Source organism: Pseudomonas sp. BN415 (assembly GCF_029871195.1).
Classification (GTDB): Bacteria; Pseudomonadota; Gammaproteobacteria; order Pseudomonadales; family Pseudomonadaceae; genus Metapseudomonas; species Metapseudomonas resinovorans.
Window position 1 is genome coordinate 1 of the sequence record NZ_SSOK01000041.1, and the last position, 19,456, is coordinate 19,456.

The window sequence follows — 19,456 nt, forward strand, 5'->3', positions numbered from 1 at the left end:
GCCTGCTCGACCAGATGGCCCATCAGGCTCAGGCATTGGTGAAAGAGCGTTTCCCTACGATTCACTGACAGCCAAATTGGCCAGCTTGCAGCTGTTCCTGCGCCAACGACCAAGAGATCGTTGGCCGGTTCTTAGCGCTTCACGCAGACAAACAATGCATTCCCGGACGTGCCGCCCCAGGGGGTAATCCGTTCGTAGTCATGCTCGAAGACGTGCACCTCGAAGTGCGGCTGCAATAGTTGCTCAAGCTCGGTGAAACTCAAGGCGACCATGGCGTGTTCGTCCTGCCAGGTCTGGGTCACACCCGCCGTGGTCTTCTCGATGCTGAGGCGCAGCGCCTGCTGCTCGCCCTCGCCGCTGTAGTACCAGCCGGAACCGAAGGTGAAGTGGCTGCCTTCGTGCTCCACGGTGTGGCGCACAAATGAGCGGTTGTCGATCTGTCGCTTGTCCACCGTGTTGAAGCAGAACACACCGTTCTCCTCAAGCGCGCCGTGCACGCAGGCCAGGCACGCCCGCAGCTGCTCCAGCCCGGCGTTGTAATGGATCGAGTAAAGGAAGCAGGTGATCAGATCCAGCGGCTCGTCTACTCGGAAGCTCGCCATGTCCTGCCGACTGAACTGTGCCTCGGGGCAGCGCAGCTGGGCGATATTCAGCATTGGCTGATTGATGTCCAGGCCGGCGCTGCGGTAGCCGAAGTCGAGGAAATGGCGCACGTGCGGCCCGGTGCCACAGGCGAGATCCAGGTGCCTGCGCCCCTGATTGCCGAATATCTGGTGCAGCCGGCGCACGCTGTGGCTCTGCGCCCGGTAGTCGATGTCGGCGCACATCAGGTCGTAATAGGTGGACAGGTCGGTGTACAGCGCGTTGGAGGACATAAGCAGCCAGAGGGTTCGACGGAGGTTTCGGCTCAGCATGGTACCTCAGCCCCGAGCGCTTCCCGCTGAAAACAGACTTCCTGCACCCGCCGACGTGAGCTGCTGCCGTCGCTCAGTACCAGCTTCACCGAGCTCTCGTCGCTGCTGGAGGCGTGGCTCAGTTGGCGAGAAATCGCATAGCCGTAATTGAGCTCGCCACTGTGACCGATGTTGGTGAAGCTGTTGGTGACCAGGTCAACCTCGTTGGAAAGCTCGCTGAGCTTCTCCGTCTCGAGGGTGACATCGATTTTCCTCATCTGGCTGTCGAGTATCTCGAAGACCACCGATTTATCGGTTTCCCTGATGGTGTTCAGGAGAATCCCTGCCACTGCCGCTAGGTTTCTGAAATTCATGTCTGTTCGTCTCCGCATCGTGATGATGTTCTTGCCTCAGGAACCCATGTGTGCAGCCGCCAAGTCGGCCGGGCGCGGAAACCCTGACGTTTAACTTAACTTTAAGGTTAAGCCTCGCATGCAATTTGTTGGGCACGGCGCTACAGCACCGATTGGCGCAGGCTAATCACGTGGAGCGTCGCTTCGGTCGTAAGCCGAGAGAAAGCGCGTGAGGAAGAATCAGGTGGGAATTTGTCGGGCCGATCCAGGTCCGCTTGTGGCCGGTCTCTACCCGTCGCCAATACCGGGACCGGGCTCTTGTCTGCCCGTCCCCCAAGCCCATTCCACGCCGAGCCCACCTCGCGAGGGCCGGCGATCACTCACTGCCGTAGTTCATCACCGACAGCAAACGGATCGGCACCTGCAGCAGCTTTTCCAGACCGTGGGGCACGTCGCCTTCGAAGGTCAGGCTGTCGCCGGCTTGCAGGTGGTAGAACGGGGTGCCGGGGTGGGCGAGGGTGCGGCCCTTTTCGGTGCCACGTCCGCCAGCCTCATCAGGAGGCAGGCTGGCTTGTTCGGTATTTTAATGCCGATTTATCGTGCTTGTTCTGTGTTAATCGGAACTATATTGCTGGAAACTGAGAGATGAACTACATTATTCGGTATCATAGTTCCGATTAGCTTGCGTACGCCATGCCAGGACATCTCACGATCCAGACCTACGTTGAAGGCCATTGGCGCGATGCCATGGTGCTTTCTGTCTCCGACCTTGTGAAGGCCCAGGAGTCGCCGTGCAGTGTGTCCTACGAGCAGCCCTACTTGCTCGACTTCATCGAGCAGATGGAGACGCTATTCGAGCCGGCCATCAGCGTGAACCTTCCGCTGAACTGGAACCACGTCGATAGCAAAGGGTATCCCGCATTTGTCTACGACATCATTCCGGCTGGTGCTGCCCGCAAGTCGCTGATGCGCCGATTCGCTGGCGAAAAACCCGATGGAATGGACATGGATTTCTTCCTCCTGGGGCGCTGCACTCCGTCGCCTATCGGGCACCTGCGCGTGAAGGAGTCCTTCGAATGCATCGACCCGTCGCGCGTGGAAGCCTTCCCGCGCCAGGAGGTTGTAGACAGAACGAATGACTTCCTCGAGTACGCCTACGAATCGGGCGCTGCTCTGGGCGGTGCCACGGGGGCGCAAGGAGAGGCGCCGAAGGTGATTATGGTCGAGGGAGTGGATGGGGCTCTTTATGCCGATGCCATGCTCCCTGACGCGCTTGCGCGCCGCCATTGGCTGGTGAAGTTTGCTCGCAACCAGGTTACAGAGCGCGACAAGAACATCTTGCGAGCCGAGTACCACTACTACAAAGCGATCTCGCAGCTCGGTTTGAATACGATATCCACGGATGGGCTTGTGCTTGAAGAGGCCGACAAGCCGAGCCTGTGGATGCCACGCTTCGATCGGCGAGCCGACAATGGCGCGGTGGAAAGGATTCCGGTCGAGTCGATCTATTCGGTGTGTGAGAACACGGTGCCTGGTTCGAGGATGAATCATGAGGACGTGCTCAGCCGCTTGATCTACCTGTGGCGCGAGAATGGCCAGGGCAGCGAGATCGAGGAGCTGGTTTGCGAGTACCTGCGGCGCGACTTGCTCAACCGTGTCCTTGGGAACTCGGACAACCATGGGCGCAACACAGCCATTTTCAGGTATCGGGGCAGATTCGAGCTGGCGCCGATCTACGACCTCGCTCCGATGGTGCTCGACCCGGAAGGGGTCACTCGAGTGACCAAGTGGGCGCCCGAGCATTTGGGGAACCCGGACTGGAGAGCGATCTGCGGGTACTTCGGGGACTGGATCAGCCCGGACATTCTCTTCGAGCGGCTGCGCGGAACCGCTGAGCTGTTTCGGGCTCTGCCGGATTTGCTGGTCGAACTTCCTGCGGAAATCAGAAGCGCGCCGTCCATCCCGCTGAACAATCTGGATAAGCGCCTGGCTGAATGGGGTCTTCGATGAAAACGATCACCAACGAAGAGCGCAAGCGGCTCATTGACGACATCATGATGCGGCACGCGATGGGGGAGGAAACCCTGGGAACGGCTATTCGCCGACTGCGGCTTGAGGTGACCGGTCTCGACCAGGACACCTTCGCTACCATGTGTGCCCTGTCGACCAAGGCCCTGTACCAGATGGAGAAGGACAAGGGTAATCCGACCATTAACACCATCGACGGCATTCTGCGGAAGTTCGGGCTGCGCCTGGGGCTGTGCATGGCGACCAGGACCACTTTCGCGCCGCCGCTTGGGCAGCCGCAACCTGTTTCCAGAACACCGGCTCGCGGCGCCAAGCCTCAACGCAAGCAAAGCGGTCCGCTCAGCGGAACTGCAACTCTTCGGGCTGCGGCAAAGGGCAAGGTCGAGGAGGGCGACAAAGGCCCGAGCGAATGAGTGATGGTCTGTCCCGAAGCTGATCGTTAAGCGCTACTGTTCGCATATCGCCGCTCAAACTTCATCGGACTGATGAAGCACCTCGCGCAGCAACGCCCAAACTCCAAGCCCACGCCAAGCCTACCTCGCGAGGGCCGGCGTTCACTCACTGCCGTAGTTCATCACCGAAAGCAGTCGAATCGGCACCTGCAGCAGCTTCTCCGGCCCGTGGGGCACGTCGCCGTCGAAGGTCAGGCTGTCGCCGGCTTGCATGTGGTACAGCTGGTTGCCGTGGCGGTACACCAGTTCGCCTTCCAGCAGGTGGAGGAACTCGGTGCCGGGGTGGGCGAAGGTGGGGAACTCTTCGCTGGCGTCATCCATGCTCACCATGTAGGCCTCGAAGTTTTTCTTCGGCCCACGGGTGTGGTTGAGCAGGTGGTAGGTGTGGCCTTTCTCGGTGCCGCGGCGCACCACTTCCATGCCTTCGCCGGACTTCACCAGGATGGCGTTGCCGTCGGGCTGGTCGTACTGGCTGAACAGCTTGGACATGGGCATGCCCAGCACGTCGCAGAGGCGGCTCAAGGTATCCAGGCTGGTGGAGACCTGGGCGTTCTCGATCTTGCTCAACATGCCCTGGCTGATTCCGGCGATACGGGCCACGTCCGCCAGTTTCAGTTCCTGCGCCTGGCGCTGGCGCTTGATCTGCATGCCCAGGTACTGCTCCAGACGGAGGCGGGGAGGGGTCTCGGTGGTCATGGGCGGTGAGTCCTGCACGATTTCAGTTCAAGAAAGTAAATTTCGCACTGAGAAAGTGCGAGTCCGGGCGTCCCGCTCCGGATGGCGACACGGGACTTTCCCACAGTGAAAAGGATTTTCCCATATAAACAGTAGCTCGGCCCCAAACCGAGTTCTTCCTCTGCGCGCCTTTCAGATTGGCAAGCCGCTTGCATTCCTGATGGGAAACTAAGTTTCCTGTGTGGAATTCAATGAAAAAGCCCGACCGCTACCTGCTCATTCAGACGATCCGGACCCCGGTGGCAGTCGTGCGCCGCCCTGTCTTCGATCGCCTGCCATCCAACGACCGCCTTGCCCTTTTCCAGGAGTGAAGACCCATGTTGCCAACTGAAACGCAGCGCATCATCGACCAGCACGGCATCAAGTACGTGCTGGCCCAGTTCGTCGATATCCACGGCGCCGCGAAGACCAAGTCCGTGCCGATTTCCGGCCTCAAGGCGGTGGCCGAGGACGGCGCCGGGTTCGCCGGCTTCGCCATCTGCGGCATGGGCATGGAACCGCATGGGCCGGACTTCATGGCCCGGGGCGATCTCTCCACCCTGATCCCGGTGCCCTGGCAGCCGGGCTACGGCCGGGTGGTGTGCATCGGTCATGTAGAAGGCAAACCCTGGGCGTACGACACCCGCTACGTGCTGCAACAACAGGTCCAGCGTCTGACCGACAAGGGCTGGACCCTGAACACCGGCCTGGAGCCGGAATTCAGCCTGTTCCGCCGTGGCGCTGACGGCAAGCTGCAACTGGTGGACGCCACCGACAATCTGGACAAGCCCTGCTACGACTACAAAGGCCTGTCGCGCTCCCGCGAGTTCCTCGAGCGCCTGACCGAAGCCCTGCAACCGGTGGGCTTCGACATCTACCAGATCGACCACGAGGACGCGAACGGCCAGTTCGAGATCAACTACACCTACAGCGACGCCATGGAATCGGCGGACCGCTTCACCTTCTTCCGCATGGCCGCCGGCGAGATCGCCAACGACATGGGCATGATCTGCTCCTTCATGCCCAAGCCCGACCCGAAGCGCGCCGGCAACGGCATGCACTTCCACCTGTCCATCGCCAGCGCCAGCAACAAGAACCTCTTCCACGACCCGAACGACCCCAGTGGCATGGGCCTGTCGAAACTGGCCTATCACTTCGCCGCCGGCCTGCTGGCCCACGGCCCGGCCCTGTGCGCCTTCGCCGCGCCCACGGTCAACTCCTACAAGCGCCTGGTGGTGGGGCGCTCGCTGTCCGGTGCGACCTGGGCGCCGGCTTTCATTGCCTTCGGCGCCAACAACCGCTCGGCCATGGTCCGCGTGCCCTACGGCCGCCTGGAATTCCGCCTGCCTGACGCCGGCTGCAACCCCTACCTGGTCACCGCCGCGATCATCGCCGCCGGCCTGGACGGCATCGACCGTCAGCTGGAGCCGGACACCATCTGCAACGAGAACCTCTACAACCTGAGCCTCGAAGAGATCGCCGCGCGCGGCATCAAGACCCTGCCGCAGTCGCTCAAGGAAGCCACCGACGCCCTGGAAGCCGACCCGCTGTTCCGCGAGGTGCTCGGCCCCGAAATCGTCGACGAATTCATCAAGCAGAAGCGCATGGAGTGGGTGGAGTACAGCCGCCACGTCTCCGACTGGGAGATCCAGCGCTACACCGAATTTTTCTGACAGCCCGTCGCCCATTTACCTGCCCCGAGGAGACACGCCATGTGCGGAATCGTAGGTCTTTACCTGAAGAAGCCCGAGCTGGAAGGCCAGCTCGGCAAACTGTTCGAACCCATGCTCGAAGCCATGACCGACCGTGGTCCGGACAGCGCCGGCTTCGCCATCTACGGCGATGAAGTGGCCGACGGCTGGGTCAAGCTGACCCTGCAGGCCATCGAGGCCGACTACGGCTGGAAGCACCTGATGGGCGCGCTGGAAGGCCGCCTGGGTTGCTCGCTGGACTGGTTCCAGAACGCCAGCGCCGCCGTGCTCAAGGTCAACTGCGATGAAGAGCGCGTACGCGCCGCCCTCGCTGACCTCGCCCCCGACGTACGCATCATGAGTGCCGGCCAAAGCATCGAGATCCTCAAGGGCATGGGCCTGCCGAAGGAAATCTCCGAGCGCTTCGGCCTCGCGAACATGAAAGGCAGCCACATCATCGGCCACACCCGCATGGCCACCGAAAGCGCCGTGACCATGGAAGGCAGCCACCCATTCTCCACCGGCGCCGACCTCTGCCTGGTGCACAACGGCTCGCTCTCCAACCACTTCCGCCTGCGCCAGGAGCTCAAGCGCCAGGGCATCACCTTCGAAACCGAGAACGACACCGAAGTCGCCGCCGGCTACCTGACCTGGCGCCTGCAACAGGGCGACAGCCTGAAGGAAGCGCTGGACCACTCCCTGGAAGACCTCGACGGCTTCTTCACCTTTGCCATCGGCACCCGCAATGGCTTCGCGGTGATCCGCGACCCGATTGCCTGCAAGCCGGCCATCCTCGCCGAGACCGACGACTACGTGGCCATGGCCTCCGAGTACCAGGCGCTGGCCAGTCTGCCCGGCATCGACAAAGCCAAAGTGTGGGAGCCGGAGCCGGCCACCATGTACATCTGGGAACGCGCCTGAGGAGCTGAACTATGAAAACCGTTGATCTTTCCACTGCCTCGGTGCGTGAACTGAACCAGTCCCTGCATGGCGAAATGCAGGACCGCGAGTGGGTCGTCACCCACCCGGACGGCAAGCACAACCTGGCCGTGGGCGTGAACCAGGCCGTGAGCATCGATATCCAAGGTCACGCCGGTTACTACTGCGCGGGGATGAACCAGAAGGCCAGCGTCACCGTGCACGGCAACGTCGGCGTTGGCGTAGCGGAGAACATGATGTCCGGCTCGGTGCGGGTGAAGGGCAGTGCCTCCCAGGCCGCCGGCGCCACCGCCCATGGCGGGCTGCTGGTGATCGAGGGCGATGCCGGCGCGCGCTGCGGCATTTCCATGAAGGGCGTCGACATCGTGGTCGGCGGCAGCATCGGCCATATGAGCTGCTTCATGGCCCAGGCCGGGCGCCTGGTGGTCTGCGGCGATGCTGGCGATGCGCTGGGCGATTCGCTCTACGAAACCCGCATCTACGTGAAGGGCACGGTCAAGTCGCTGGGTTCGGACTGCATCGAGAAAGAGATGCGCGCCGAGCACCTGGAAGAACTGCAGGAACTGCTCAACCGCGCGGGCTTCAACGAAGACCCGGCCAGCTTCAAGCGCTACGGCTCGGCTCGCCAGCTGTACAACTTCAAAGTCGATAACGCATCCGCGTACTGATCCGTAGCGAGGACAATTCCATGAGCGAAAAACACACTCCGGTGCTGCGCGAATCCGCCACCTTCGACCGCCTGACCATCCAGGAAATCCAGCGTGCCGCCGAAACCGGCATCTATGACATCCGTGGCGGCGGCACCAAGCGCAAGCTGCCGCACTTCGACGACCTGCTGCTGCTCGGCGCCTCCGTGTCGCGCTACCCGCTGGAAGGCTACCGCGAGAAGTGCGGCACCGATGTCGTGCTCGGCACCCGCTTCGCCAAGAAACCGATCCACCTGAAAATCCCGGTGACCATCGCCGGCATGAGCTTCGGCGCGCTGTCCGCCAACGCCAAGGAAGCCCTCGGCCGTGGCGCCAGCATCGCCGGCACCAGCACCACCACCGGCGACGGCGGCATGACCCCGGAAGAGCGCGGCCAGTCGCAGCATCTGGTGTACCAGTACCTGCCGTCGCGATACGGCATGAACCCCGACGACCTGCGCAAGGCCGATGCCATCGAGATCGTCCTCGGCCAGGGCGCCAAGCCGGGTGGTGGCGGCATGCTGCTGGGCATGAAGGTGACCGAGCGCGTCGCCGGCATGCGTACCTTGCCCATCGGCGTCGACCAGCGCAGCGCCTGCCGTCACCCCGACTGGACCGGCCCGGACGACCTGGCGATCAAGATCGCCGAACTGCGCGAGATCACCGACTGGGAAAAGCCCATCTACGTGAAGATCGGCGCCAGCCGCCCGTACTACGACGTCAAGCTGGCGGTGAAGGCCGGCGCTGACGTAATCGTCCTCGATGGCATGCAGGGCGGCACCGCGGCCACCCAGGAAGTGTTCATCGAGCACGTGGGCATCCCGATCCTCCCGGCCATCCCGCAAGCCGTGCAGGCGCTGCAGGAGATGGGCATGCACCGCAAGGTGCAGCTGATCGTCTCCGGCGGCATCCGCAACGGCGCCGACGTGGCCAAGGCCATGGCGCTGGGGGCCGACGCCGTGGCCATCGGCACCGCCGCCCTGGTGGCCCTGGGCGACAACCATCCGCGCCTGGACGAAGAGTTGAAGAAAATCGGCTCCGCCGCCGGCTACTACGACGACTGGCAGAATGGCCGCGACCCGGCGGGCATCACCACCCAGGACCCGGAGCTGTCCAAGCGCCTGGACCCGGTAGAAGCTGGCCGCCGCCTGGCCAACTACCTGCGCGTGCTGGTGCTGGAAGCCCAGACCATGGCGCGGGCCTGCGGCAAATCCCACCTGCACAACCTCGACCCTGAGGACCTGGTGGCGTTGACCGTGGAAGCCGCCGCCATGGCCCGCGTGCCGCTTGCCGGCACCAGCTGGATTCCGGGTCAGGGCTACTGACTCCGGAGGCGGTAAACGAAGGCCGGCGAGCGATCGCCGGCCTTTTTTATTTTCGGTTGGGCCAAGTCCGTAGGATGGGTTGAGCGGCGTTCCGCGAGCCTGCGAAACCCATCAATCCCGAGTGCCAACCGCATGGGTTTCGCTTCGCTCTACCCATCCTACGAACGGCGTGGGGTGGCGGGGCACCATCCTGGTGAACGCATTGCTTTATTGATTGGCAGGAAAATCAAATTCGCACCAAGAAAATGCGCTATGACTTGCCATCAATATCCACTGCCTCTCTATACCGCGAGATAAAGCGTTTACCGTTCAACGACTTAGTAGAAATGTAAGCGCTTGCTTCGACCTTGGCAGGCCAATTGCTATGCCTGTAGGGAAACAAAGTTGCCCCACAGGAAGATAAAGGCGCAGATCCGGCCTCCTTCCTCGGGGCGCGAAGCCGGGCCGCTCTTCCGACAGAGGTCCGGCCAATTTCCCCGTCGGTTGGAGGCAGCAGGCAATGATCCGGTTTTCACATGTGGGCCGCGGTATGTTCGGCCTTTCCCTTCTGTTGGGCAGTGTCGCCGCCTGGGCGGACGAGGCGCCGCCCGCCATCAACAGCGGCGACACGGCGTTCGTGGCGCTCTGCTCACTGGTGGTATTGCTGATGACGCTGCCCGGCCTGGCGCTGTTCTACGGCGGCATGGCGCGGACCAAGAACGTGCTGTCGATCCTCATGCAGGTGTTCTGCACCGCCTCGCTGATGTCGGTGCTGTTCGCCATCTACGGCTACAGCCTGACCTTCACCGACGGCGGCTCGCTGCAGGCGGTGATCGGCGGCCTGGACAAGCTGTTCATGAGCGGCATCACCAAGGATTCGGTGGTCGGCACCATTCCCGAGTACCTGTACTTCCTGTTCATGCTGCTGTTCGCCGCCATCACCCCGGCGATCATCGTCGGTGCCTTCGCCGAGCGCATGAAGTTCGCCGCGGTCCTGGTGTTCATGACGGTGTGGCTGACCATCAACTACATCCCCATGGCGCACATGGCCTGGGGCGGTGGCTGGGTGTTCAATCTGGGCGTGCAGGACTTCGCCGGCGGCAACGTGGTGCACCTGAACGTCGGCATCGCCGCCCTGGTGGGTGCCTGGCTGCTCGGCCGCCGGCGCGGTTTCGGCACCCCGACGCTGGCCCCGCACAACATGACCATGACCCTCACCGGCGGCTCGCTGCTGTGGGTGGGCTGGCTGGGCTTCTGCGGCGGCTGCGCGCTGGCCGCCAACGGCTTCGCCATGCTGGTGATGGTCAACACCATGCTCGCCAGCTGCGCCGGTGCGCTGGGCTGGATGCTGGTGGAATGGCAACACCGTGGTCGTCCGAGCCTGTTCGGCGCGGTATCCGGCGCCATTGCTGGCCTGGTCGCCATCACCCCGGCCTGTGGATATGTCGGCCCCATGGGCGCCATCCTGCTCGGCCTGATCGCCGGTCCGGTGTGCGTCTGGTCGGTGGACAAGCTCAAGCCAATGATCGGCCTGGACGATGCCTTCGACGTGTTCGGCGTGCATGGCGTGGCCGGTATCCTCGGCGGCCTGCTGACCCCGGTATTTGCCCTCTCCGCCATCGGTGGCCAGGGCTTCCCGGAAGGCCGCGATCTGGTGGACCAGTTGCTGGTCAACGGCGGTGCCATTCTGTTCAGCATCCTCTTCTCGGCCGTGACCAGCCTGATCGCCTTCAAGGTGGCCGCTGCGCTGTGCGGTGGGCTGCGCGTAGGTGAGGAGGCAGAGGTGGACGGGCTGGACCTCTCCGCCCACGGCGAAGTCGGCTACAAGTACTCGAGCTGAGGATCGCAGCCATGAAACTCATTACGGCAATCATCAAACCCTTCCGCCTGGACGAGGTGCGCGAAGCGCTGACCGAGGCCGGCGTCAACGGCGTCACCGTCACCGAGGTCAAGGGCTACGGCCGGCAGAAAGGCCACTCGGAAATCTACCGGGGCGCCGAGTACGTGGTGGAACTGCTGCCCAAGATCAAGCTGGAACTGGTCGTCAGCGACGCGCTGTGCCAGGCCGCCATGGACGCCATTCTCAAGGCGGCCTACACGGGCAAGATCGGCGACGGCAAGTTGTTCGTCCAGAACCTGGAGAGCGTGGTGCGGATACGCACCGGAGAGATGGGCGAAGACGCGCTCTGAGGCAAAGGCAACCCCAAAGCGCCGACGCATTGCGTCGGCGCTTTCATTGGGGGTACGGCAAGAGGGAGAGGTGAAGAATGGCATGGTTGAACGGATGGGGTTTCCTGATCCTGGCGGGGCTCTGCGAGGTGCTGTATGCGTCGATCATCCCGCGTACGGATGGCTTTACCCGGCTCTGGCCGAGCCTCTATTGCGGCTTTTTCCTGCTGCTGAGCATCTACCTGCTGAGCCTGGCGGTGCGCGACCTGCCGCTGGGGCTGGCCTACGCGGTCTGGGTGGGCATCGGCACCTTGGGCACCGTGGCCTACGCGACGATGTTCATGGGCGAGCAGTTGGGGATGATGCGTGGGCTGTGCCTGGTGATGATCATCGGCGGCATCGTGGGATTGAAGCTGGTGGGCGAAGGGCAAGTCGCCTAGTGCGTGCTGAAGGATCGTAGCCCGGATGAAATCCGGGAGCGGTGGTGAGGATGTCCCCGGATTTCATCCGGGCTACCGACCTCGCCATCTTCCGGGTGGGGCGGCGGGGTGGCGGGGTAGGTTGGGTAGAGGAGCGAAACCCAACAGCGGTGTGGCAGCTGTTCGAAGGGTTTCGCTGCGCTCTAGCGGAATGCCGCCCGCACCTTCCTGCGGGGGCAGAGGTCGGGGCGAGGGTTACTTCAATTTCGGCAACTGTTCATCCGGCAAGTCGTAGCTGTGCTTTTCGTGGATGAAGGTCGCGGCCAATGCGTAGAGCGTGGCGGCGATCACCACCACGGTGATGACGCCAAGCACAGTGGGATTGTTGGCGTAGGTAAAGACGGCGCTGGCGCCTTCGTAGGTGCTGATGCTCATGGATACTGTCCTCGGGTCGTTGTCGTCAGGCGGTCTTGGTTTCCACCACCAGGGTGGCTTCCACGCTGCCGTTCGGCTTTACCGTCTCGCCGTAGATAGCGGTCCATTCCGGGTAGGCCTGGGCCGGGACTTCGGTGAGGTCGAGGCCGCGCTCTTCAGCATGAGCCGGAACCCGCAGCACGCCGGCTTTCTTCAGGGCCCAGGAGATGGCAAAGCCCGGGAAGAAGCCCAGGGACGCCAGGACCAGGGCGCCGCCCAGTTGGCCCAGGAAGCTGATGGGCGCCATGTCGTTCACGTTGGGGTAGCCGGCGAGGAATACGCCGCTGATCACCAGCCCCGCGAAGCCACCGAAGCCATGCACGGCGAAGGCGCCCACGGCGTCGTCGAGGCGGAACTTCAGCAGCAGGTTGTTCACCAGCGGTGCAACGGCGGCGACGCCCATGCCGATCAGGTAGGCCAGGCCGGGGTGGTAGAGGTCCAGTCCCGGAGCCACCGAGATGATCCCCACCAGGCCGCCGGACATCATCCAGTAAGGCTCGCGGGTGGTCAGGTAGGCGCCGATCAGGCCGCCGGCAAAGCCCATCAGGGTGTTGAAGGCGAAGGCGGAGAGGGTGGTGGGGGCGCCGTAGATGTTGATCCATTGGGCGCCGGAGCTGTAGATGATGCAGCCGCCGAGGAAGCCGAAGAAGCCGACGATGATCAGCATCAGGCCCACCACGCTCATCGGCATGCTGTGGCCGACGATGGCGTTGGTGCTGCCGTCCGGGTTGAAGCGGCCGATGCGGGCACCGAGGTTGATCACCACCGCGAGGGCGAAGAACCCGGCGATCACATGGACCACGCCAGCGGCGCCGACGTCATGGTAGCCCCACTGCACGGTCAACCAGCCTTGCGGGTGCCAGCCCCAGGCGGCGCCGAACAGCCAGAGCACCGAGCCGAGCAGGATGGTCATGACGATGAACGCGCTCATCCGTGCGCGCTCGATGATGGCGCCGGAGAGGATGGAGCCGGTGGTGGCGGCGAACAGGGCGAAGGCGCCCCAGAATATGCCGGTGGCGTTGTCCTTGATGTTCGGGCCCATGGACTGGCTCCAGGGCATCGCCGCCTTCAGGGCGTCCATGCGCGGCACGAAGCCGTCGGGAAAGGCGTTGTAGATGGCCCAGCCGAAGAGGAAGAAGGTTGGCACGATGAAGCCGAAGGCGAGGATGTTCTTCACCCCGGCGGCCAGCGCGTTCTTCAGGCGTGAAGCGCCTATCTCGTAAGACAGGAAGCCGGCGTGGATCAGGATCATCAGGGCGATGCACCACCAGTAGAATATTTCCATATTCAGTGTGTTGGTCATCTCGATCAGACCCTGCAACTCCTCCAGGGTCGGTGTTTTCTGTTCTTCCATCACTCAATCCTCGATACGAATTCGTTGGGATAGCGTTGGTTGGCAGATCGAGTGGGACACGTGCCTGGGGGCTTCTTGTTTTTATCGCCACGCAAGAAAAGTGCGTATTGGGAAAGGCAATCCTTGTGCCAGTGTCTGGCATGGCGCTATCACCGGGGATCGATGGGTTTCGCAGGCTCGCGGAACGCCGCCCGACCCATCCTGCGGGCTGGTCTTGAATGCCCCGTTTGTAGTCATCCTCCCGGTAATACGCCTGAAATTGGGTCGTTTTCTCAGCGATGTTGCTGCAGCATCGCCTGGATCTGCTGCACCGATTCCTGGGTCCGCCGCGCCAGGTTGCGCACCTCGTCCGCGACTACGGCGAAACCGCGTCCTTGTTCGCCTGCCCGGGCCGCTTCGATGGCGGCATTGAGCGCCAGCAGGTTGGTTTGTTCGGCGATGCCCCGGATCACCCCGGCCACCTGGGCGATCTGCCCATAAGTGGTCTGGATGTTCGCCTGCTCACGTTCGTGCAGGTTGGCGGCAGCTTTCTCGTCGCTGATCTCGCGCACCGCGCCGGTGACGTACAGCAGCCGGCCACGGCTGTCGCGCAGGCAGCGGCCACGTTCGCGGAACCAGACTTCGCCCCGGGTCTTGTGGCGCATGCGGTATTCCACCGCGTAGAAACCGTCGCCGCTGCTGTCCACCATCGAGGCGTTGAAGGCCTTCATCACGGCCTTGAGGTCGTCCTGGTTGACCACGCCGAAGTAGCTGTCCCAGCCATCGGGGAATTCGTCGCGCTTGTAGCCGATGAGTTCGCGGAACTGCTCGGACCAGCGGATCAGGTTCTGCGGATGGTCGGGGTCGCCGTTGACCACGTTCATCGCCCAGCAGCCTTCGGTGAGGGTGCGTTTGGTCAGTTCCCAGACCTTGCGCTCTTCGTCCCATTTTTCCCGCTCGGCCTCCAGGGCATCGAACTGCTGCCGGCGTTCCTGCAACTCGCCCTGCAAGCGGGCATTCTGCGCCTCGACAGCGGCCAGCCGCCGGGTGAGTTCGGCGTATTCCTCGACGCTGCAGGGCGGCGAGGGTTGGTCCTCGACCTGGCGGCGAAAGCGCTGAAGTTCACGCCAGTCGCGTTGCAACCGCTCCAGGCTGCCGAGCAGCCGGGGCTGGCGTTGCAGTTGGGGCGGCGCGGACGCCGAGCTCGGGTCGCTGGACAGCTGGTCGAGCCACTGGCTGAGTTCGTTGGCCAGGTTGCTGGCGGCATTGCTGAACCACATCGGCCGATTCTCCTTGGCAATGGAAGGTGAGGGACTTCCTGCAAATCCCTCACCAGATACCGCATCAGCTGCGCACGCGGGTCTTCTCCGGGTCGTAGGCCACGGTGCCGGGGCTGACGGTGGCGCGGATGCGCTTCTGCTGGCCATCCAGCTTGCCGACTTCCACGGCCGTGCCCGGCGCGCAGTAGCCGATGTCCAGCCGGCACAGGGCGATGTTCTTGCCCAGTACCGGTGAACGGGTGGCGCTGGTGACGACGCCGACCTGGGCGCGGCCCACGCGCACGCAGTCGCCGTGGGCGGCCGGTTCGTTGCCCTCCAGTTCCAGCCCCACCAGCTTGTGCTGCGGGTTGGCGCTGCGCCGTAACAGTGCATCCTTGCCGATGAAGTCGGCCTGTTTGGTTTTCAGTGGCACGCAGAAGCCGATGCCGGCCTCGAAGGGATCGGTCTGGTCGCTGAATTCGTAGCCGGCGAAGATCAGACCGGCCTCGATGCGCAGCATGTCCAGCGCGCGCAGGCCCAGGGGCACCAGCCCCAGCGGCTCGCCGAGCTGCCAGAGGCGCTTCCACACCGCCATGGCGTCGCTGGGGTGGCACCAGATTTCATAGCCCAGTTCACCGGTGTAGCCGGTGCGCGAGACCATCAGCGGCGGGCCGTTGTAGTCGTCGAGGCGGCCATTGAGAAAGCGGAACCAGCCGAGATCTGCAAGCGCGGGTTGAGTGCCCGGCGTCCAGATCATGTCTTTCAGCAGGGTGCGGGCCAGCGGGCCTTGCACGGCAATGTTGTGGATCTGCTCCGAGGCGCTCTTTATCCACACCTTCATGCCGTGCTTCTCGGCCTGCTCGCGCAGCCAGACGCCGGCGTAGTCCTCGCCGCCGATCCAGCGGAAGGCGTCCGGCCCGAGACGCAGCAGGGTCCCGTCGTCGAGCATGCCGCCGTGTTCGAAACACAGGGCCGAGTACACCACCTGGCCCACCGCGAGCTTGCGCACGTCGCGGGTCAGGCAAAGGTCCAGCAAGGCTTCGGCGTCGGGGCCGAGCACCTCGAACTTGCGCAGGGCGGACAGGTCCATCACCGCCACCTTCTCGCGGCAGCCGTGGTATTCCTCGATGGCGCCGTAGCCGTCGAACTGCATCGGCGTCCAGAAGCCGCGATAGTCGACGAACTGGCGGGTGAGGGCGGAGGTGCCGGGGTGGAAGCCGCTCTCGCGGGTCAGCACCGGGTCGGCGTCGGGTGTCTTGCGAGTGGCCATGGCGATACTGAAACGCTCCTGTTCGGAATACACGCGGATGTGGATGTCGGTGGGCTGCCAGCCGTTGGCCGGGTCGATGTCGTCCGGGCAGGAACTGCTGGCGCAGACCAGGTCGGTCATGGCGCGCAGCAGGACGTAGTCGCCAGGGCGCGACCAGGGCTCGTCGAGGGTGAGGTGCTGGTGGGCGTCCACCCCGGTGTTGAAGAAGAAGTTGATCGCCGGCCATCCCGCGCGGCCTTGCACGCCGTGTTTCGCGACGGCGCGGCTGATGTTGTCGCTGCAGTTGGCGTGGCCGAAGTAACCCTGGGATTCGTAGTAGCGCGCGGTGCAGGCCAGGGCGAAGGTGTCGTGGCGGCCGACGGTGTCGCGCACCACTTCCAGCATCGGCTGCAGGTTGCGGTCGAAAAAGCGGCTGAACAGGCCGGGGCCGGGATAGGCGTTGCCGTTGAGGGTGCGGGTGACGGTGGGGTCGAGGTCGATCTCGCGCCCTGCGTCCAGGCCCCGGCGGTCGAACGCGACGAAGTCCGAACACTGGCGCCCGGCGACGTCCAGCACCTGGATGTACTGGCCGGCGCCGACGACGTAGTCCCGCGCGGTGCCGGGGGTGATGGTGAACTCATCCACCAGCTCGCCCAGTGGCGCTGGCAGTGGTGGGGCCATTACGCGGCGCGGGTTGGCGCGGTGGATCACGAGGCGCAGCTCGCTGGCGCGCAACTGGCTGTCCACCGGCGTCTGGCCGCCCGGCGCTGCGACTATCACCAGCAGCGCTTCGCTGGCGCTGAAACGGCGGCTGAAGCCGGCTGGCGTACCGCGTTGCCAGAGCCGTGCGGCGGGCGGCAGGTGGCGGCTATCGATACCGCGCCTGACCAATCCGGCACTGACATGGGCAGCCTCCTGGCTGCCGTCGTGCAGCAGGTGGGCGATGAAGTCGGCGCCAGGGCTGGAAGCCAGGCCGAGGGCGGCCAGCGCCGCGCGGCCGTTGCCGGCGAAGGCCAGCAGCTCGGCGGCCTGGTCGCCTTCGAGGTCGATCACCTCCAGCCGGTCCCCCGCGTCCAGGGCCACGACGGTCAACCCGGCGGGGGCGACGCGGTGGCGTTCCAGGCTCGGGGCTCGGGCGAACAGGGCCGGCTCCAGCGGCCGGGATATCACGGGCAGGTTCATGCTGTGGGCTCCACGCAAGGAAAACCAGGTGCTGGGGGCGAACCGGAAGGGTGGGGTGGTGTCAGCCCACGTGGGCCTTTCCTGGTGGGCTGAAGCCCACCCTAGGGTCCGGTCTCGGCTTGGGCAGTCGTCAGCTCGCGGTCTTCAACCGATCGGTCGGCTTGTCGGCCAGGTAGGCGGCCAGCGAGTCGTCCAGGGCTTCCAGCCAGGGCGTGTGGTGCGCAGTCGCCAGGGTGCCGGTGATCAGCGAGCGGTGGCACTTGTCGCGGTAGCCCATGATGTTTTCGTACTTGTCCTTCTTCCATTGCAGGAAGGTCCGGTTCACCTCGGCGATGTCGAAGCTCGGGTAGTCGGTGGCTTCGATGAGCTGGCGGATGTACTCGCCCTGGAACTCGAACATTTCCTGGGCGGTTTCCAGGGTTTCTTCTTCCTGGCGCCAGGCCCGGTCTTCGGCGTTCATGGTGGCCTGCTCGGGCAGGGCGATGCGACCGAGGATGACGTCGCGGGCGTACCAGGCCTGGGCGTCGAACATGTTGAAGCTGTACCACTGGTCCTGCATGCCGAGGTAGATCAGCCTGGGGTTCTGCTCCCAGAACACGCCCTTGTAGAGGTTCAGCGGCCAGAGGCGGTTACTGGTCTTCAGGCGCAGTTCTTCCGGCAGGAAGGGGAAGTGATGCTTGTAGCCGGTGCAGAGGATGATGGCGTCGATGTGCTTGCTGCTGCCGTCGGAGAAGAACGCGGTGCTGCCTTTCACATGGGTGAGCAGCGGTTTCTCTTCCCAGTTCTCCGGCCACTGGTAGCCCATGGGGGCGCTGCGGTAGCAACTGGTGATGGAGCGGGCGCCGTACTTGAAGCACTGCGAACCGATGTCTTCGGCCGAATAGCTGCCGCCGACGATGAGTACATCCTTGCCCTTGAATTCCAGCGCGTCGCGGAAGTCATGGGCGTGCAGCACGCGGCCGGCGAAGCTTTCGAAGCCCTCGAAGTAGGGCACGTTGGGGGTGGAGAAGTGGCCGCTTGCGACCACTACGTAGTCGAAGGTTTCGCTGTAGGTCAGGTCCTGCTCGTAGCTGTGGGCGGTGACCTCGAAGGTGCCGCTGGCGGCGTCCCAGGTCACCCCGCGCACTGTGGTGTTGAAGCGGATGTACGGGCGCACGCCGGCTTTCTCCACGCGGCCCTTGATGTAGTCCCAGAGCACTTCGCGGGGCGGGTAGGAGCCCATGGGGCGGCCAAAGTGTTCGTCGAAGCTGTAGTCGGCGAACTCCAGGCATTCCTTCGGCCCGTTGGACCAGAGGTAACGGTACATGCTGCCGTGCACCGGCTCGCCGTGTTCGTCCAGGCCGGTACGCCAGGTGTAGTTCCACATGCCGCCCCAGTCCGCTTGCTTCTCGAAGCAGACCAGCTCGGGAATCTCGGCGCCCTCGGCATGGGCCGACTGGAAGGAACGCAACTGGGCGAGGCCACAGGGGCCGGCGCCGATGATGGCGACTCGTTGTTTCATGCTGGGTTCTCCACGGTAGATTGGGGCAGGCCGGTGGCCGGGTGCTGGAGGCGCGCCGCGGCCAGGGTGTTCTTCATCAGGAAGGCGATGGTCATGGGGCCGACGCCGCCGGGCACCGGGGTGATGGCGGCGGCGCGGGTGAGGGCGCTGTTGAAGTCCACGTCACCGACGAGCTTCGAACGGCCGTCTTCCTCGATGCGGTTGATGCCCACATCGATGACCACGGCGCCGGGCTTCAACCAGTCGGCATCCACCAGGCGCGGACGGCCGACGGCGGCGACGACGATGTCGGCCTGGCGGCACAGCTCGCGCAGGTTGGCGCTCTTCGAGTGCACGACGGTCACCGAGCAATGGGCCTTGAGCAGCAGCGCGGCCATGGGCTTGCCGACGATGTTGGAGCGGCCGATGACCACCGCGTGCTGGCCAGCGAGGTCGCCGCAGGTGTCCTGCAACAGGCGCAGGCAACCGGCCGGGGTGCAGGGGGTGAGCACGTCGCGGCCCTGGCTGAGACCGCCGACGTTTTCGGCGTGAAAGCCGTCGACATCCTTCAACGGGTCGATGGCTTGCAGCACGCGGGTTTCGTCGATGTGCGCCGGCAGCGGAAGTTGCACGAGAATGCCGTGCACGCTGTCGTCGGCATTCAGGCTGTGGATAAGCGCCAGCAGGTCGGATTCGGCGGTGTCCGCCGGCAGCTTGTGCTCCAGCGAACGAATACCGCATTCCTCGGCACGCAGCACCTTGTTGCGCACGTAGACCTGGCTGGCCGGGTCCTGGCCGACCAGCACCACGGCCAGGGCCGGTGCAATGCCG

17 protein-coding genes and 3 pseudogenes are annotated in these 19,456 nt (G+C 64.0%); 9 read left to right on the forward strand and 11 right to left on the reverse strand.

What is annotated here, in order from left to right:
- Nucleotides 1–131 precede the first annotated feature (131 nt).
- The 3 genes and pseudogenes from E8F20_RS10810 to E8F20_RS10820 form a co-directional block, all read right to left on the reverse strand.
- A complete protein-coding gene (locus E8F20_RS10810) occupies nucleotides 132–875 on the reverse strand; it encodes a class I SAM-dependent methyltransferase (protein ID WP_280283736.1) in 744 nt (247 codons plus the stop codon).
- A 32-nt stretch (nucleotides 876–907) separates the two neighbouring features.
- Nucleotides 908–1,267, reverse strand: a complete 360-nt coding sequence (locus E8F20_RS10815) for a hypothetical protein (protein ID WP_280283723.1) — start codon at nucleotides 1,265–1,267, stop codon at nucleotides 908–910.
- 355 nt (nucleotides 1,268–1,622) lie between these two features.
- Nucleotides 1,623–1,781, reverse strand: a pseudogene (locus E8F20_RS10820) (XRE family transcriptional regulator); the annotation flags it as partial.
- A 158-nt stretch (nucleotides 1,782–1,939) separates the two neighbouring features.
- On the opposite strand from E8F20_RS10820, the gene E8F20_RS10825 reads away from it, so the two are divergent.
- Together E8F20_RS10825 and E8F20_RS10830 are read left to right on the forward strand one after the other, a co-directional pair.
- Nucleotides 1,940–3,256, forward strand: a complete 1,317-nt coding sequence (locus E8F20_RS10825) for a HipA domain-containing protein (RefSeq protein ID WP_280283724.1) — start codon at nucleotides 1,940–1,942, stop codon at nucleotides 3,254–3,256.
- Nucleotides 3,253–3,687, forward strand: a complete 435-nt coding sequence (locus E8F20_RS10830; protein WP_280283725.1) for an XRE family transcriptional regulator — start codon at nucleotides 3,253–3,255, stop codon at nucleotides 3,685–3,687. Before E8F20_RS10825 ends, E8F20_RS10830 begins: the two co-directional genes overlap by 4 nt.
- A gap of 141 nt (nucleotides 3,688–3,828) precedes the next feature.
- On the opposite strand, the gene E8F20_RS10835 is transcribed toward E8F20_RS10830, so the two are convergent.
- Nucleotides 3,829–4,422 (reverse strand): helix-turn-helix domain-containing protein, encoded by a 594-nt coding sequence (locus tag E8F20_RS10835; RefSeq protein ID WP_028630311.1) that lies wholly within the window; start codon nucleotides 4,420–4,422, stop codon nucleotides 3,829–3,831.
- Nucleotides 4,423–4,778: 356 nt separating this feature from the next.
- On the opposite strand from E8F20_RS10835, the gene glnT reads away from it, so the two are divergent.
- From glnT to E8F20_RS10870, 7 genes are all read left to right on the forward strand, one after another.
- Complete coding sequence (glnT, locus tag E8F20_RS10840) at nucleotides 4,779–6,113, forward strand: type III glutamate--ammonia ligase (protein ID WP_280283726.1); 1,335 nt, start codon at nucleotides 4,779–4,781, stop codon at nucleotides 6,111–6,113.
- A 39-nt stretch (nucleotides 6,114–6,152) separates the two neighbouring features.
- The gene (locus tag E8F20_RS10845; protein WP_280283727.1) at nucleotides 6,153–7,052 is read left to right on the forward strand and encodes a glutamine amidotransferase family protein; all 900 of its coding nucleotides are present in this window, start codon (nucleotides 6,153–6,155) and stop codon (nucleotides 7,050–7,052) included.
- An 11-nt stretch (nucleotides 7,053–7,063) separates the two neighbouring features.
- Nucleotides 7,064–7,738, forward strand: coding sequence for a protein glxC (locus E8F20_RS10850; protein ID WP_280283728.1), 675 nt, complete (start codon nucleotides 7,064–7,066; stop codon nucleotides 7,736–7,738).
- A gap of 20 nt (nucleotides 7,739–7,758) precedes the next feature.
- Nucleotides 7,759–9,081 (forward strand): FMN-binding glutamate synthase family protein, encoded by a 1,323-nt coding sequence (locus E8F20_RS10855; RefSeq protein ID WP_028630315.1) that lies wholly within the window; start codon nucleotides 7,759–7,761, stop codon nucleotides 9,079–9,081.
- 499 nt (nucleotides 9,082–9,580) lie between these two features.
- Entirely contained in the window at nucleotides 9,581–10,900 is a 1,320-nt protein-coding gene (locus E8F20_RS10860) for an ammonium transporter (RefSeq protein ID WP_280283729.1), read from the forward strand.
- An 11-nt stretch (nucleotides 10,901–10,911) separates the two neighbouring features.
- Complete coding sequence (locus E8F20_RS10865; protein ID WP_280283730.1) at nucleotides 10,912–11,250, forward strand: P-II family nitrogen regulator; 339 nt, start codon at nucleotides 10,912–10,914, stop codon at nucleotides 11,248–11,250.
- Between the two features lie 77 nt (nucleotides 11,251–11,327).
- On the forward strand, nucleotides 11,328–11,669 hold the full coding sequence (locus E8F20_RS10870) for a multidrug efflux SMR transporter (RefSeq protein WP_028630318.1): 342 nt from the start codon (nucleotides 11,328–11,330) through the stop codon (nucleotides 11,667–11,669).
- Between the two features lie 234 nt (nucleotides 11,670–11,903).
- Here the strand turns inward: E8F20_RS10870 and E8F20_RS10875 are convergent, their stop codons facing one another.
- The 7 genes and pseudogenes from E8F20_RS10875 to folD all read right to left on the reverse strand — a co-directional run.
- Nucleotides 11,904–12,083 (reverse strand): hypothetical protein, encoded by a 180-nt coding sequence (locus E8F20_RS10875; protein ID WP_280283731.1) that lies wholly within the window; start codon nucleotides 12,081–12,083, stop codon nucleotides 11,904–11,906.
- A gap of 25 nt (nucleotides 12,084–12,108) precedes the next feature.
- A complete protein-coding gene (locus tag E8F20_RS10880) occupies nucleotides 12,109–13,476 on the reverse strand; it encodes an ammonium transporter (RefSeq protein WP_280283732.1) in 1,368 nt (455 codons plus the stop codon).
- Nucleotides 13,477–13,775: 299 nt separating this feature from the next.
- Nucleotides 13,776–14,027: pseudogene (locus tag E8F20_RS10885) on the reverse strand (methyl-accepting chemotaxis protein); the annotation flags it as partial.
- Nucleotides 14,007–14,882: pseudogene (locus E8F20_RS28405) on the reverse strand (PAS domain-containing protein); the annotation flags it as partial. The pseudogenes E8F20_RS10885 and E8F20_RS28405, both read right to left, overlap by 21 nt.
- Nucleotides 14,800–17,145 (reverse strand): aminomethyltransferase family protein, encoded by a 2,346-nt coding sequence (locus E8F20_RS10895; protein WP_280283733.1) that lies wholly within the window; start codon nucleotides 17,143–17,145, stop codon nucleotides 14,800–14,802. The pseudogene E8F20_RS28405 and the gene E8F20_RS10895, both read right to left, overlap by 83 nt.
- Nucleotides 17,146–17,275: 130 nt before the next feature.
- The gene (locus tag E8F20_RS10900) at nucleotides 17,276–18,646 is read right to left on the reverse strand and encodes an NAD(P)/FAD-dependent oxidoreductase (RefSeq protein WP_280283734.1); all 1,371 of its coding nucleotides are present in this window, start codon (nucleotides 18,644–18,646) and stop codon (nucleotides 17,276–17,278) included.
- Nucleotides 18,643–19,456: bifunctional methylenetetrahydrofolate dehydrogenase/methenyltetrahydrofolate cyclohydrolase FolD (folD, locus tag E8F20_RS10905; protein WP_280283735.1), on the reverse strand; the 814-nt coding region annotated here is incomplete at its 5' end. The genes E8F20_RS10900 and folD, both read right to left, overlap by 4 nt.

Excerpts from the sequence above, each read along its gene's own strand:
- E8F20_RS10810 (WP_280283736.1), bottom strand. The coding sequence starts at position 875 with ATGTCCTCCAACGCGCTGTACACCGACCTGTCCACCTATTACGACCTG.
- E8F20_RS10815 (WP_280283723.1), bottom strand. The coding sequence starts at position 1,267 with ATGAATTTCAGAAACCTAGCGGCAGTGGCAGGGATTCTCCTGAACACC.
- E8F20_RS10825 (WP_280283724.1), top strand. The coding sequence starts at position 1,940 with ATGCCAGGACATCTCACGATCCAGACCTACGTTGAAGGCCATTGGCGC.
- E8F20_RS10830 (WP_280283725.1), top strand. The coding sequence starts at position 3,253 with ATGAAAACGATCACCAACGAAGAGCGCAAGCGGCTCATTGACGACATC.
- E8F20_RS10835 (WP_028630311.1), bottom strand. The coding sequence starts at position 4,422 with ATGACCACCGAGACCCCTCCCCGCCTCCGTCTGGAGCAGTACCTGGGC.
- glnT (WP_280283726.1), top strand. The coding sequence starts at position 4,779 with ATGTTGCCAACTGAAACGCAGCGCATCATCGACCAGCACGGCATCAAG.
- E8F20_RS10845 (WP_280283727.1), top strand. The coding sequence starts at position 6,153 with ATGTGCGGAATCGTAGGTCTTTACCTGAAGAAGCCCGAGCTGGAAGGC.
- E8F20_RS10850 (WP_280283728.1), top strand. The coding sequence starts at position 7,064 with ATGAAAACCGTTGATCTTTCCACTGCCTCGGTGCGTGAACTGAACCAG.
- E8F20_RS10855 (WP_028630315.1), top strand. The coding sequence starts at position 7,759 with ATGAGCGAAAAACACACTCCGGTGCTGCGCGAATCCGCCACCTTCGAC.
- E8F20_RS10860 (WP_280283729.1), top strand. The coding sequence starts at position 9,581 with ATGATCCGGTTTTCACATGTGGGCCGCGGTATGTTCGGCCTTTCCCTT.
- E8F20_RS10865 (WP_280283730.1), top strand. The coding sequence starts at position 10,912 with ATGAAACTCATTACGGCAATCATCAAACCCTTCCGCCTGGACGAGGTG.
- E8F20_RS10870 (WP_028630318.1), top strand. The coding sequence starts at position 11,328 with ATGGCATGGTTGAACGGATGGGGTTTCCTGATCCTGGCGGGGCTCTGC.
- E8F20_RS10875 (WP_280283731.1), bottom strand. The coding sequence starts at position 12,083 with ATGAGCATCAGCACCTACGAAGGCGCCAGCGCCGTCTTTACCTACGCC.
- E8F20_RS10880 (WP_280283732.1), bottom strand. The coding sequence starts at position 13,476 with ATGGAAGAACAGAAAACACCGACCCTGGAGGAGTTGCAGGGTCTGATC.
- E8F20_RS10895 (WP_280283733.1), bottom strand. The coding sequence starts at position 17,145 with ATGAACCTGCCCGTGATATCCCGGCCGCTGGAGCCGGCCCTGTTCGCC.
- E8F20_RS10900 (WP_280283734.1), bottom strand. The coding sequence starts at position 18,646 with ATGAAACAACGAGTCGCCATCATCGGCGCCGGCCCCTGTGGCCTCGCC.